The organism is Bacillus cereus group sp. MYBK227-1, assembly GCF_051916325.1.
Lineage (GTDB): Bacteria > Bacillota > Bacilli > Bacillales > Bacillaceae_G > Bacillus_A > Bacillus_A cereus.
In genome coordinates, this window is the sequence record NZ_JBQAGK010000005.1 from 318384 (window position 1) to 332383 (window position 14000).

Genomic DNA, 14000 nt, shown 5'->3' on the forward strand with positions numbered 1-14000 from the left:
GTGACATTTTCTCTTTTTCTTCGATAGTGAATACTTTTATTTCAGTATTATAAGTGTTGCACGTAGAAATGAGTAAGTCTCGTGTTAAAATGTGGGAATTTATTACGCGTAAACTGGCAGCCTCATTCTTACTGATTAAGTTTTACTTTATAGTGCATTTAATTTTACAAAAACTTTAAAAAAAATAAGAGAAGTAATTCATATAATGAAAAAGGAAAAGGGTTTTCTCATTTTTAATATGAGAGGGGGAAGCGCAGGGAGAGTTCTATATTTCATATCTTTTCTATTGTAAATTCCTGTGCGAAAAAGAAATGAAAATTACGATAGTAGGTACTGGATATGTTGGATTGATTACAGGAGTAGGATTGGCAAAATTAGGGCATTCAGTTACATGTTTTGATATAGATGATGAAAAAATTGAACGGATAAAACAAGGGGATTTACCTATTTATGAGGTTAGATTACATGAATTAATAAATTATGCATATGAGAATAATGCTTTAATTTTTACATTAAATAAAGAAGAGGCATTTGATGATGTAGAGTTTATATTTATTGCAGTTGGAACACCACCTTTATTAGATGGGACGGCAGATTTAACGTATATTCAGAGTGCTTGTAACGATATTGGATTATACGCGACGAACGATATTATTGTTGTTACGAAAAGTACAGTTCCAGTAGGTACAAATGATGTAATGAAGGGATGGATTGAGGAGAAGTTAAAAGGGAGGCATACAGTACATATCGTATCGAATCCAGAGTTTTTGCGTGAAGGTTCAGGTATTTATGATTTCTTTCATGGAGATCGTATTGTAATTGGAGCGGATAGCGAGGAAGTAGCAAGAAGAGTAGAGAGTTTGTATAGTGAATTATATTTAGAAACGTATGTTACAGATATTAAAAGTGCAGAGATGATTAAATACGCGTCGAATGCCTTTTTAGCTACAAAGATTAGTTTCATTAATGAAATTTCAAATATATGTGAGAAGGTAGGCGCGAATGTATTGGATGTTGCCAAAGGGATGGGAATGGATAAGAGAATTGGTGCATCTTTTTTAAATGCGGGCATTGGCTACGGAGGGTCGTGTTTTCCGAAAGATACGAAAGCGCTGGTGCAAATTGCGGGAAATGTTGCTCATGATTTTCGTTTGTTAAAAGCGGTTATTGAAGTAAATAATAAGCAACAGCTGCTATTGATTGAAAAAGCGAAAAAAGTTATGAACATGAGTAAAAAGCGGATTGCAGTTCTTGGCGCATCCTTTAAACCGAATACGGATGATATTAGAGAGGCATCATCTCTTATTATAATAGAAGCATTACTTAATATAGGTGCAGAAATTGTTCTTTACGACCCAAAAGCAATTCAATATGTAAAAAATATATTTGGAGATGCTATACAATATAGTAGATGTATAGATGAATCGATTAGAGATGCGAGTGCGGTTTTTATCGTAACAGAATGGGAAGATATTCAAACTTATCCGTTAGAAAAGTACGTACAACTTATGAGGGAGCCTATTTTATTTGATGGGAGAAATTGTTATACTGATGAAGATGTTAAGAAACAAAAGATAGATTATTACTCGGTGGGAAGAAAAAGTATTTGTAATAGACATGTTTCTATTATGCGTTAAAAAGGGATGTACTCATGCATATTTTTATATGTCATAATAGAAGCTGTAATTAGTGAAAGAAAAGAGGCAATCACATGACTGAACGTTTAAAAGTAATGACAATTTTCGGGACACGTCCAGAAGCAATTAAAATGGCACCTCTTGTATTAGAGTTGCAAAAACACCCAGAAAAAATTGAATCGATTGTGACTGTAACAGCACAGCATCGCCAAATGTTAGATCAAGTATTAAGTATCTTTGGAATTACGCCAGATTTCGATTTAAATATCATGAAAGACCGCCAAACTTTAATTGATGTTACAACGCGTGGTTTAGAAGGTTTGGATAAAGTAATGAAAGAAGCGAAGCCGGATATTGTACTTGTACATGGTGATACAACAACAACATTTATTGCAAGCTTAGCTGCTTTTTATAATCAAATTCCAGTAGGTCATGTTGAGGCGGGCCTTCGTACGTGGGATAAGTATTCTCCATACCCAGAAGAGATGAATCGTCAATTAACAGGTGTAATGGCGGATCTTCATTTCTCACCAACAGCAAAATCAGCAACGAACTTACAGAAGGAAAATAAAGATGAGTCACGTATTTTCATTACAGGAAATACAGCCATTGACGCGCTACAAACGACTGTAAAAGAAACATATAGTCATCCTGTACTAGAGAAACTTGGAAATGATCGTCTTGTACTTATGACAGCTCACCGCCGTGAAAACTTAGGTGAACCGATGCGTAATATGTTCCGTGCAATTAAGCGTCTTGTTGATAAGCATGAAGATGTACAAGTTGTGTACCCTGTTCATATGAACCCTGTTGTTCGTGAAATAGCAAATGAAATTTTAGGTGAACATAACCGTATTCATTTAATTGAGCCGCTAGATGTAATTGATTTCCACAATGTTGCAGCTCGTTCATACTTAATGTTAACGGATTCTGGTGGTGTACAAGAAGAAGCTCCATCACTTGGGGTACCAGTTCTTGTTCTTCGTGATACAACAGAGCGTCCTGAAGGTATTGAAGCAGGTACGCTGAAATTAGCAGGAACAGACGAAGAGACAATCTTTGGTCTTGCTGATGAGTTGTTATCAGATAAAGAAGCTCATGATAAGATGGCGAAAGCATCTAACCCTTACGGTGATGGTCGTGCATCAGAGCGTATTGTAGAAGCGATTTTACAACACTTTAATAAGTAAATAAAAAAAGGCTCAATCGGATAGATTGGGCCTTTTTTTACGGCTGATTGCGCATAATCCACTCTGCATGAGCATTTGTAGAAGGTGGCGGATCAGTTGGTGTTTTATTTTGGTTTGTCTCTTTTTTTGTTTGTTCGTTAGAGTTAGAACTTGAATCAGGATTTGAGTTGTTTTTTGTAGTTGGATTTTTTGCTTTTTCTCCTAATTCTTTTTCAATTTCGTTACGCACCGTTTCTATACTGATTGGATCTGGAAGGAAGTAATAAATACCGCCTATCTTTTTGTCTTCGCCTTCAAGCTTTAACGTTTGCATTGTAGAAGGATCAAATCCAGAAAGTTTATTGTAAAGAGCAAGTCCGTCTGAAATAGGAATGTCGGTTTTTATATATTTTCCAACGACAGCTGTTAAATCTTTAATTTTAAATACAGTAGAGGTAGAGTTTAGTTTATGAGCAACAGCGGCCAGTAATTGTCTTTGTCTAGCAGCTCGACCATAATCGCCATTTGGATCTTGCTTTCGCATACGGACGTAAGCAAGTGCTTCTTCACCGTTTAAGTTTTGCTGTCCTTGCTTAAATTGAATTTTTTTGTAGTAATCCACGTCAGAGCGCTCCCAGAAATCGAAGGGTACGTCAACGGTAACGCCGCCAACAGCATCAACGATACCTTTAAAGCCTTGGAAATCAATTTTCAGATAATGGTCTACAGGAACTTTTAGAAAGTCTTCGACAGTTTTGATTGCCATTTCTTCTCCGCCGTAAGCATGGGCAGCGTTAATTTTGTCTTCCTTATTTTTGCCAACAATTTTAACTCGAGAATCACGAGGAATACTCATAAGTGAAATCTTTTGCGTTTTTGGATTGACTGTTGCAAACATTAATGAGTCTGTACGACCATTTTGACCATCTGTCGCATAATCTTCTATACCCATAATGAGAATTGTAAAAGGTTCTTTTGTAATTTCTACATCTTTGTTTCTTAAATCTGATTTTTCACGAGTAAAACCACTATACATCCCCATAAGAGAAGAGTAAGAATTTAACACATAAACTCCTATGCTGCCAAATAAAAATGCGAAAATAAGGAAGAAGAAAAGTTTCCTTCTTCGCTTCTTTTTTATTCTGCTATTTTGGAGATGATAATAACGTTCTTCCATATATAATCTCCTTAGTTCGTTAGTTCATTTGTAGGGAAGTAATTCACTACATTAATCTTTGAAGGTGATAAATGGGTTATGCTTAGATAACATCTTGTTCTAAGTACAACATATCTCCTTCTGTAATTGTACATTTCCCGTTTGTTAATTCAATCATCCAATCTGTAAATGCTTGTTTGCCGTCTTCTTCTACATACGTATCAAATGTGACATTTTCTAGATAATGAATATCTTTAATGGCATATTTTGAATTGCGTAATTCATTTTCCACTTTGCCAAGTAATGTGTAATCAATCTCGGTTTGCATCACACGCATTAGTTTTCGCTGGACAACACCGACATGATTAATGCCTTCGCTTGTACACTTTCCATATGCACGAATTAATCCACCTGCACCAAGTTTAATGCCACCAAAATAGCGTGTTACAACAACAACGGTATCTTTTAGTCCACGTTTTTTAAGTACTTCCAGCATTGGTACGCCAGCTGTACCGCTAGGCTCGCCGTCATCATTTGCTTTTTGAATATGATCTTGTTCGCCAATTAAATAAGCGGAACAATTATGTGTTGCATTCCAATGTTGTTTTTTTATTTTTTGTATAAATTCTTGAGCCTCTTCCTCAGTCGTTGCTCGGCTAATATAACAAATAAATCTTGATTTTTGAATGACGATTTCGTGTTCGCCGTAGTCTTTGATTGTTAAATATTGTAATAGCACTTGTGTACGCCCCTATCTATCAAAATGACTAGTACTATCCATTTTAAAAGCGAGCCTTTTTATATTCAAACATTTTTTCTAAATATGCTGAAGTTTTTGGTGAGTATTTTATCTTTTTGTTGTAATTTGTCGAGATGGTAGGTATAATTTCAACCGGCATTTTCATGTATGGATGCACCATTTGTAGTTTTCGTGTAAAATTAGGAAATAAAACTTTTTATAAGGCAGGTACGAAAATGAAAATAGCTATTGTTACTGATAGTACGGCATATATACCGAAGCAAATTCGTGATGAACTCAATATATATATGATTCCATTAAACGTTGTGTTTGGAACAGAATCTTATCAAGAAGAAGCTGAAATTTCAGCAGATGATTTTTATGTGAAAGTACGTGAACAAGAGGAACTTCCAAAAACTTCTCAACCAGCAATCGGAAAGTTTGTTGAGCTATATGAAGAACTAGCTAAAGATTATGATGCAGTTATTAGTATTCACCTATCAAGTGGAATTAGTGGTACATATCAAACATCAACGACAGCTGGACAGATGGTAGAGGGTATTGATGTATACACGTATGACTCTGAAATTAGTTGTGAAGTACAAGGATTTTATGTGCGTGAAGGTGCAAAGTTAGCAAGTGAAGGAAAGAACCCAAAAGAGATTATCGCTCGTTTTGATGAAATGAAGAAAACGATGGACGCCTATTTTGTAGTTGATGATTTACATCATTTACAACGTGGTGGTCGATTGAATAGCGCGCAAGCTTTCATCGGCAGTCTGTTACAAGTGAAGCCAGTTTTATATTTTAGAGATAAAATCATTATTCCGTTTGAAAAGATTCGTACACGTAAAAAAGCATTAAAACGTATCATTGAAATTTTTGATGAGCAAGCAAGTAAAGGTGTACCTATGGAAGCAGTTATCATTCATGCGCAACGTGAAGAAGAAGCGAATGAATGGAAGAAAGAATTAGAAGCAAAATATCCTCACGTCACAATTCGTACAGGTTATTTTGGAGCTGTAATTGGTACGCACTTAGGTGAAGGTGCATTAGGTCTTGGATGGTATACGAAGTAATAAAGATATAAAAAGCTCTCTTTTTAAGAGGGTTTTTTTACGGGTATGTTACGTTTAGTTGACAAGTTAATATTTGGAAATGGTAAAATGTACGTAAAATAAAATAATGAGGAAAGTTTTATAACTTACTTTTTACAAGAAACTATATTATAATAGAAGAGAGGTGAAACATATGGAGCATAATTCTTGTTTATGTCCAAAGTTTGAGTCAGCTTTTACTCTGCTTAGTAAGAAGTGGACTGGCTTAATTATTAAATCTTTGCTTGAAGAGTCGAAACGTTTTAGAGAAATCGCAGATATTATCCCAAATATGAGCGATCGTATGTTGTCAGAGCGTTTGAAGGAATTGGAAAGCGAGGGCATTGTAGTTCGTAATGTCTATCCAGAAGTACCAGTTCGAATCGAGTATGGCTTAACTGACAAGGGAAAAGCGTTAGAAAGTGTTATGGATGAGGTCCAAAATTGGGCTGAGAAATGGATGAAGTAGCATTTCATTTGTATTCGTATATTTAATAAAACGTAAGGGATTCCTTACGTTTTTTCTTTGTTTATAGAAGTGAGAAAAGTATGTAAATTTCTACACATACATACAAAAATATACGCATTTTGCGCTAGAGCTACATATAATATTACATTTGTTTTACAAAAACGTAACATTAGCAAAAAAAATCCCGAATTATGGTATAAATTTTATAGGTTATATACGGAAAAAGAAAAAAGAAAGCGGTGTAAAAAATAAAATGAAAAAGCTAAAAATGGCATCTTGTGCATTAGTTGCAGGATTAATGTTTTCTGGGCTAACACCAAATGTATTTGCAGAAGATAAAATTTCTGACGTGAAATCACAAATTAACACACAAAATGACACTTTACATAAACAACAACAAGAACGTGATGAATTACAAAAACAAATGAATGACTTAAACAAAACAATTCAAGGTTTAGATAAATCTGTTCAAGAGAATGCTGCAAAGCTTGATGAAACAACGAAAAAAGTTGCTGATACTGAGCAATTAATTGAAAAGAAAAATAAAGATATTGCAGAATTACAAACAAAGATTGCAAAACGTGAAGAACTATTAAGAAAGCGTTTAGTTGCACTTCAAGAACAACCAAATACGAACGTTGTAACAGAAGTTCTTGTAAACTCTAAAAACGTTGCAGATTTAGTTGATCGTTTAACTTCTGTTTCTAAAATTCTTGAGTCTGATGAAGATATCATGAAAACACAACAAGAAGACCAAGCTAGTGTGAAAAAAGATGTTGCAACGGTAAAAGAAAAACAAAAAGAATTAAAAGAAGCGCAAGCTCAAATTGAAACTGCTAAGAAAGAACTTGACGCTGAAAAAGAGAAAAAAGCAACAGCGGTAAACGATTTAAGCGGTAAAATGGATACAGTTGTAACTTCAATGACAAGCACGGAAGGTCAATTGAAAGAGCTTGAGAAACAAGCATTACAATTACAACGCATTGCCGAAGAAGAAGCACAAGCAAAAGCTGCACAAGAAGCTGCTGCTCAAAAACAAGCTGAGCAAGCTGCTAAAGCTGCGCAAGCTCAACCAGCACAAGCACCTGCAGAGCAAGTTGCACCAGCAAACAATGGTGGACAAGCTCAAAAAGAAGAGCCTAAAAAAGAAGAACCAAAAAAAGAAGAGCCTAAGAAAGAAGCACCTAAACAAGAAGAGAAAAAGCCAGCTTCAAATGTGGGTGGCGTAATTGGTAAAGCACAAAGCTACTTAGGTTTACCATATGTTTGGGGAAGTGCATCTCCATCAAACGGTGGTTTTGACTGTAGTGGATTCATTTCTTACATTTTTGGTGTAGGTCGTCAAGACGTTGCAGGTTACTGGAATTCAGTTTCTAAAGTAGGTAGCCCACAACCAGGAGACTTAGTATTCTTCCAAGGTACTTATAAAGCAGGTCCATCTCACATTGGTATTTACGTTGGTAATGGCCAAATGATTCATGCTAGTGATAAAGGAATTGCATACGGTGATATTAACAGTTCGTATAACAAAAAACATTTCTTAGGATACGGTCGATTCTAGGATTTATAAAAGAATAAAAAAAGTGTATAAAGTCGATAGCTTACTATTTTATAAGTAGGTTATCGGCTTTTTTGAGTTTTTACGAAATGATGAGAAAGGTTTATAGTAGTGCTGGAGGTGATTGTTGATGGTAGCGGGGAAACAGTTGCTATTAGAAGAACTTTCTTCAGACTTACAGAGGAAATTAAACGATTTGAAAAAAAAGGGAGAGATCGTATGTGTACAAGGTGTAAAAAAGAAGAATTCTAAATATATGTGCCAACGCTGTGGAAATGTAGATCGGCGGCTATTTGCGTCGTTTTTATGTAAAAGGTGCAGTAAAGTGTGCACATATTGCCGGAAGTGTATAACGATGGGGAGAGTAAGTGAATGTGCTGTACTTGTTCGCGGGATTGCTGAAAGAAAGAGAGAAAAGAATTCAAATTTGTTACAGTGGAACGGGACGTTGTCTACTGGTCAGAATTTGGCGGCGCAAGGAGTTATAGAGGCTATTAAGCAAAAAGAATCATTTTTTATTTGGGCTGTATGCGGGGCTGGGAAAACAGAGATGTTGTTTTACGGTATTAACGAAGCGTTTCAAAAAGGAGAAAGAGTTTGTATCGCAACGCCAAGAACGGATGTTGTTTTGGAATTAGCACCGAGATTACAAGAAGTATTTCCATATATAAAGGTAGCGGCTTTATATGGAGGGAGTGTAGATAAAGAAAAAGATGCAGTACTAGTCGTTGCGACCACGCATCAATTATTACGTTATTATAGGGCGTTTCATGTCATAGTTGTAGATGAGATAGATGCTTTTCCATATTGTGCAGATCAAATGTTACAGTACGCGGTAAAACAAGCGATGAAAGAAAAAGCGGCGCGTATTTATTTAACTGCGACTCCAGATGAAACGTGGAAGCGAAAATTTAGAAAAGGTGAACAAAAAGGTGTTATTGTTTCTGGACGATATCACCGTCATCCGTTGCCAGTTCCCCTATTTTGCTGGTGCGGAAATTGGAAGAAAAGCCTCAACCGTGAAAGAATTCCTCGAGTTTTACTACAATGGTTAAAGATGTACTTAAACAAAAAGTATCCTGTTTTTTTATTCGTTCCCCATGTACGATATATAGAAGAAATAAGCTCGTTATTGAAATCATTGCATAATAAAGTTGAAGGGGTACATGCAGAAGATCCGATGAGAAAAGAGAAAGTCGCAGCGTTCAGAAAGGGAGAAATCCCATTATTAGTTACAACGACAATTTTAGAGCGAGGCGTAACGGTGAAAAATTTGCAAGTTGCAGTTTTAGGGGCGGAAGAAGAAATATTTTCAGAAAGTGCGCTCGTACAAATTGCGGGCCGAGCAGGGCGGAGCTTTGAAGCACCGTATGGAGAGGTCATTTATTTTCACTATGGCAAGACAGAGGCGATGGTGCGCGCGAAAAAACATATTCAAGGTATGAATAAAAATGCGAAAGAACAAGGATTGATCGATTAATGCATTGTTTACTTTGTGATGAGTGTTTTGTAAAAAAGGTTAGTTGGTACACTTTTTTTGTAAAGTGTCATAGAAAATATATATGTGATAGATGTGAGCAGAAACTTTCCTATATTATAGGAGAAATTTGCATGGAGTGCGGGCGACCTTTAGAATTTGTTCCTGCCTCATTTCAAGAAGACGGTATTTGTATAGATTGTATAAGGTGGATGAAAGAGGAGAAGTATCGTTCTTTTAAAAACCGTTCGTTATATATGTATGATGATGAGATGAAAGAAATAGTAGCGCAGTTTAAGTTTCGGGGGGATGCAGAGTTAGTGCACATTTTTTATCGTCCTTTTCGAAGTTTATTTCAAAAGTGTTTTGCCAATGTCTCAACCGTTATCGCTGTTCCGCTTAGTAAGGAAAGGGAAGTTGAACGTGGTTTTAATCAAGCTGAGTTATTAGCAACTTGTTTGCCTGTCAAAATTTCTTATCCATCATTAAGAAGAAGGGAAACAGAAAAGCAAAGTAAGAAGACACGTAAAGAAAGGGTGTCAGGAAGCAATCCTTTTTATTTTCAGGGAGAAGAGATGTTTTCTGGGCAACATATTTTACTCGTTGATGACGTGTATACGACAGGGATTACAGTTAGGCAAATCGGAAGTTTGTTATATGAAAGAGGGGCAAGGGAAGTATCTAGTTTGACACTTTGTAGAAGTTAATATGACAGTGTCGAAAGCGATAATAAAAAGGCGATAAGTCTTCTTTGACTTCATATGTTGTCATTCGTTATAGTCAAAATATGGGGCGAATGCCCTGATTTTTAGAGTGAAGGGAATGGAATGAACATGCAAGGAAGAGTGAAATGGTTCAATGCAGAAAAGGGATTTGGGTTTATTGAGCGTGAAGATGGTGACGATATATTTGTCCATTTTTCTGCTATTCAACAAGATGGGTATAAGTCATTGGAAGAAGGGCAACAAGTAGAGTTTGACATTGTAGATGGAGCACGTGGACCACAAGCAGCTAATGTTGTGAAACTGTAGGGTATATTGTTTTGGGAAGAGAAAGCTGCGTTTGTGGCAACGTTATATATATGTAGTAGAACCTCTTGTTTTTCGCAAGGGGTTTTTGTTATAGGGTAAGTTGTCAAAAAGTTGTTTCTTTTCTGTAACGAATTGTCCACAGAAATATTCGTTATTCACGATGTTAATAGGATAAAATAAAGATAGAAACGATGCATCTTTTCATTTCAACAAAAAACGATAAAAAAATCGCAATTCCACTAATTTTTTTAAAAAAGTTAGAAGGAGTTTTTAAGCCAATGTCGAAATTATAGTACATAGGCTTGAAAGGAGGAATTCATCTATGAAATTCAACATTCGTGGTGAAAATATTGAAGTAACTCCAGCATTAAAGGAATATGTAGAGAAAAAACTAAGTAAGTTAGAGCGTTATTTTGATACATTCCCAGAGATTAAAGTTAATTTAAAAGTATACTCTGACAAGCAACGTGTCGAGGTAACAATTCCATTTACTGATTTATTACTTCGTGCAGAAGAAACTAATAGCGATATGTACGCTGCTATCGATTTAGTAGTTGATAAAATTGAGCGACAAATTCGTAAACATAAAACAAAAGTAAATCGTAAGTTACGTGAGAAAGGTTCTATAAAAACGAACTTTATCCTTCCGGAAGCAGTAGCTGTTTTGGATGAGGTAGAAGAAGATGAATTAGAACTTGTACGTACAAAACGATTCGATTTAAAACCGATGGACGTTGAAGAGGCAATCCTACAAATGGATATGCTAGGACATAATTTCTTCGTCTTCACAAATGCTGATACAAACGAAACTAATGTTGTATATGGCCGTAAAGATGGGAAATACGGTTTAATCGAAACTAAATAATAATTCGAAAGCGCAGCCGAATGAGGCTGCGCTTTTTTTGCTGAAAATAGATTTTTAAAAAACTTTTCTTAATTTAGAACGAGACAATCGGCCGATTGTTGTCATAGTTATAAGACAAGTGTTACAATTATCATTAGGTATATACATTTTAGTTTTTTTAATTAGGAGAAAAATTGGCATAACATACATTTGATTTTTATAACGACTGATTGTAATAGAGAAAAAGAAAAACAATCGGAAGTTTTATTTTAATAAAAAGAGGAGCGTATTTCCTATGATCGGTATTTTAAAAAAGGTGTTTGATGTAAATCAACGCCAAATTAAACGTATGCAAAAGACAGTTGAGCAAATTGATGCATTAGAGTCATCTATTAAGCCACTAACTGATGAACAATTAAAAGGAAAGACGCTTGAATTTAAAGAACGTCTAACAAAAGGTGAAACAGTAGATGATTTACTACCTGAAGCTTTTGCAGTTGTTCGCGAAGCGGCAACTCGTGTTCTTGGAATGCGTCCATATGGCGTACAGTTAATGGGTGGTATTGCCTTACATGAAGGGAATATTTCTGAGATGAAAACGGGTGAAGGTAAAACGTTAACATCTACATTACCTGTATATTTAAATGCTTTAACAGGAAAAGGTGTTCACGTTGTTACAGTCAATGAATATTTAGCACAACGTGATGCGAGCGAAATGGGACAACTTCATGAGTTCCTTGGCTTAACGGTAGGAATTAACTTAAATAGTATGTCACGCGAAGAGAAACAAGAGGCTTATGCTGCTGATATTACGTATAGCACAAATAATGAGCTTGGATTCGATTACTTACGTGATAACATGGTTTTATATAAAGAGCAGTGCGTTCAACGTCCACTTCACTTTGCTATTATCGATGAAGTCGATTCTATTTTAGTCGATGAAGCACGTACGCCGCTTATTATTTCAGGACAAGCTCAAAAATCAACAGAGCTATACATGTTTGCAAATGCATTTGTTCGTACGTTAGAAAATGAAAAAGATTATTCATTTGATGTGAAAACGAAAAATGTAATGCTAACAGAAGATGGTATTACGAAAGCAGAGAAAGCTTTCCATATTGAAAACTTATTCGATTTAAAACATGTAGCACTTCTTCACCATATTAATCAGGGGCTTCGTGCACACGTTGTTATGCATCGTGATACAGATTATGTTGTACAAGAAGGCGAAATTGTAATTGTAGACCAATTCACTGGTCGTCTTATGAAAGGTCGTCGTTATAGCGAAGGATTACACCAAGCGATTGAAGCAAAAGAAGGTGTAGAAATTCAAAATGAAAGCATGACGCTTGCAACAATTACATTCCAGAACTACTTCCGTATGTATGAAAAATTATCTGGTATGACTGGTACAGCGAAAACAGAGGAAGAGGAATTCCGTAACATTTACAATATGAACGTTATTGTAATTCCGACAAACAAACCGATTATTCGTGATGATCGTGCCGATTTAATCTTTAAATCAATGGAAGGTAAGTTCAATGCTGTTGTTGAGGATATTGTAAATCGTCATAAAAAAGGGCAACCTGTTCTTGTAGGTACAGTTGCAATTGAAACTTCAGAGCTTATTTCAAAAATGTTAACGCGTAAAGGTGTACGTCATAACATCTTAAATGCGAAAAACCATGCTCGTGAAGCAGATATCATTGCAGAGGCTGGTATTAAAGGTGCTGTAACAATCGCGACGAACATGGCAGGTCGTGGTACAGATATTAAGCTTGGAGACGATGTGAAAAACGTTGGTTTAGCAGTTATCGGTACAGAGCGTCACGAAAGTCGTCGTATTGATAATCAGTTACGTGGTCGTGCTGGTCGTCAAGGGGACCCTGGTGTTACGCAGTTCTACTTATCGATGGAAGATGAATTAATGCGCCGATTTGGTTCAGATAATATGAAAGCAATGATGGACCGCCTTGGTATGGATGATTCTCAGCCGATTGAAAGTAAAATGGTTTCTCGTGCGGTAGAATCTGCACAAAAACGTGTTGAAGGAAATAACTATGATGCACGTAAGCAGTTACTGCAATATGATGATGTACTTCGTCAGCAACGTGAAGTTATTTACAAACAGCGTCAAGAGGTAATGGAGTCTGACAACTTACGCGGCATTATTGAAGGTATGATGAAATCTACAGTAGAACGTGCTGTTGCTCTTCATACACAAGAGGAAATTGAAGAAGATTGGAACATTAAAGGTCTTGTTGACTACTTAAATACAAACCTTCTTCAAGACGGAGATGTAAAAGAAGAAGAATTACGTCGCCTTGCTCCTGAGGAAATGAGCGAGCCAATTATTGCGAAATTAATTGAGCGATACAATGAAAAAGAAAAGCTTATGCCAGAAGAGCAAATGCGTGAGTTTGAGAAGGTTGTTGTATTCCGCGTTGTAGATACGAAATGGACAGAGCATATTGATGCGATGGATCACCTTCGTGAAGGTATTCATTTACGTGCTTACGGTCAAATCGATCCACTTCGTGAGTACCAAATGGAAGGGTTCGCGATGTTCGAGTCAATGGTTGCTTCTATTGAAGAGGAAATTTCTCGTTACATTATGAAAGCTGAAATTGAACAAAACTTAGAACGTCAAGAAGTTGTTCAAGGTGAAGCTGTTCATCCTTCTAGCGATGGCGAAGAAGCAAAGAAAAAGCCAGTTGTAAAAGGTGACCAAGTGGGCCGCAATGATTTATGTAAATGTGGTAGTGGTAAAAAATATAAAAACTGCTGTGGTATCGTTCAGTAATATAGGACGATAGCTTTGGC

12 protein-coding genes are annotated in these 14000 nt (G+C 36.1%); 10 read left to right on the plus strand and 2 right to left on the minus strand.

Annotation, left to right across the window (positions count from 1 at the left end; genetic code table 11):
* Window positions 1-311: 311 nt before the first annotated feature.
* Both ACTFRM_RS22880 and wecB read left to right on the plus strand, forming a co-directional pair.
* Entirely contained in the window at window positions 312-1637 is a 1326-nt protein-coding gene (locus tag ACTFRM_RS22880) for a UDP-glucose dehydrogenase family protein (RefSeq protein WP_440043607.1), read from the plus strand.
* 74 nt (window positions 1638-1711) lie between these two features.
* Window positions 1712-2827: a non-hydrolyzing UDP-N-acetylglucosamine 2-epimerase gene (gene wecB / locus ACTFRM_RS22885; protein ID WP_000140145.1), complete on the plus strand. Its 1116-nt coding sequence runs from the start codon at window positions 1712-1714 to the stop codon at window positions 2825-2827.
* Window positions 2828-2864: 37 nt separating this feature from the next.
* Here wecB and ACTFRM_RS22890 read toward each other — a convergent pair whose 3' ends face one another.
* Complete coding sequence (locus tag ACTFRM_RS22890; protein WP_000392789.1) at window positions 2865-3983, minus strand: LCP family protein; 1119 nt, start codon at window positions 3981-3983, stop codon at window positions 2865-2867.
* An 82-nt stretch (window positions 3984-4065) separates the two neighbouring features.
* Complete coding sequence (locus tag ACTFRM_RS22895) at window positions 4066-4701, minus strand: YigZ family protein (RefSeq protein ID WP_000926669.1); 636 nt, start codon at window positions 4699-4701, stop codon at window positions 4066-4068.
* Window positions 4702-4937: 236 nt separating this feature from the next.
* Between ACTFRM_RS22895 and ACTFRM_RS22900 the strand changes: the two genes are divergently transcribed.
* From ACTFRM_RS22900 to secA, 8 genes are all read left to right on the plus strand, one after another.
* Entirely contained in the window at window positions 4938-5780 is an 843-nt protein-coding gene (locus ACTFRM_RS22900; protein WP_000684725.1) for a DegV family protein, read from the plus strand.
* A gap of 172 nt (window positions 5781-5952) precedes the next feature.
* Window positions 5953-6267: a winged helix-turn-helix transcriptional regulator gene (locus ACTFRM_RS22905; protein ID WP_000400857.1), complete on the plus strand. Its 315-nt coding sequence runs from the start codon at window positions 5953-5955 to the stop codon at window positions 6265-6267.
* A gap of 148 nt (window positions 6268-6415) precedes the next feature.
* Window positions 6416-7828, plus strand: a complete 1413-nt coding sequence (locus tag ACTFRM_RS22910; RefSeq protein WP_060851522.1) for a C40 family peptidase — start codon at window positions 6416-6418, stop codon at window positions 7826-7828.
* Window positions 7829-7955: 127 nt separating this feature from the next.
* Window positions 7956-9305, plus strand: coding sequence for an ATP-dependent helicase ComFA (gene comFA / locus ACTFRM_RS22915; protein WP_173600703.1), 1350 nt, complete (start codon window positions 7956-7958; stop codon window positions 9303-9305).
* Window positions 9305-10009 carry a ComF family protein gene (locus ACTFRM_RS22920; RefSeq protein WP_440043608.1) on the plus strand — a complete coding sequence of 235 codons (705 nt, stop codon included), beginning with the start codon at window positions 9305-9307 and terminating at the stop codon, window positions 10007-10009. The genes comFA and ACTFRM_RS22920 overlap by 1 nt, the downstream gene beginning before the upstream one ends.
* 126 nt (window positions 10010-10135) lie before the next feature.
* Window positions 10136-10333: a cold shock protein CspC gene (gene cspC, locus ACTFRM_RS22925; RefSeq protein ID WP_173600730.1), complete on the plus strand. Its 198-nt coding sequence runs from the start codon at window positions 10136-10138 to the stop codon at window positions 10331-10333.
* A 322-nt stretch (window positions 10334-10655) separates the two neighbouring features.
* On the plus strand, window positions 10656-11198 hold the full coding sequence (gene hpf, locus ACTFRM_RS22930) for a ribosome hibernation-promoting factor, HPF/YfiA family (protein ID WP_000671185.1): 543 nt from the start codon (window positions 10656-10658) through the stop codon (window positions 11196-11198).
* A 274-nt stretch (window positions 11199-11472) separates the two neighbouring features.
* Window positions 11473-13980, plus strand: coding sequence for a preprotein translocase subunit SecA (gene secA / locus ACTFRM_RS22935; RefSeq protein WP_000579385.1), 2508 nt, complete (start codon window positions 11473-11475; stop codon window positions 13978-13980).
* Window positions 13981-14000: the final 20 nt, after the last annotated feature.

Excerpts from the sequence above, each read along its gene's own strand:
- secA (WP_000579385.1), top strand. The coding sequence starts at position 11,473 with ATGATCGGTATTTTAAAAAAGGTGTTTGATGTAAATCAACGCCAAATT.
- ACTFRM_RS22920 (WP_440043608.1), top strand. The coding sequence starts at position 9,305 with ATGCATTGTTTACTTTGTGATGAGTGTTTTGTAAAAAAGGTTAGTTGG.
- ACTFRM_RS22905 (WP_000400857.1), top strand. The coding sequence starts at position 5,953 with ATGGAGCATAATTCTTGTTTATGTCCAAAGTTTGAGTCAGCTTTTACT.
- wecB (WP_000140145.1), top strand. The coding sequence starts at position 1,712 with ATGACTGAACGTTTAAAAGTAATGACAATTTTCGGGACACGTCCAGAA.
- cspC (WP_173600730.1), top strand. The coding sequence starts at position 10,136 with ATGCAAGGAAGAGTGAAATGGTTCAATGCAGAAAAGGGATTTGGGTTT.
- ACTFRM_RS22900 (WP_000684725.1), top strand. The coding sequence starts at position 4,938 with ATGAAAATAGCTATTGTTACTGATAGTACGGCATATATACCGAAGCAA.
- comFA (WP_173600703.1), top strand. The coding sequence starts at position 7,956 with ATGGTAGCGGGGAAACAGTTGCTATTAGAAGAACTTTCTTCAGACTTA.
- ACTFRM_RS22880 (WP_440043607.1), top strand. The coding sequence starts at position 312 with ATGAAAATTACGATAGTAGGTACTGGATATGTTGGATTGATTACAGGA.
- ACTFRM_RS22890 (WP_000392789.1), bottom strand. The coding sequence starts at position 3,983 with ATGGAAGAACGTTATTATCATCTCCAAAATAGCAGAATAAAAAAGAAG.
- hpf (WP_000671185.1), top strand. The coding sequence starts at position 10,656 with ATGAAATTCAACATTCGTGGTGAAAATATTGAAGTAACTCCAGCATTA.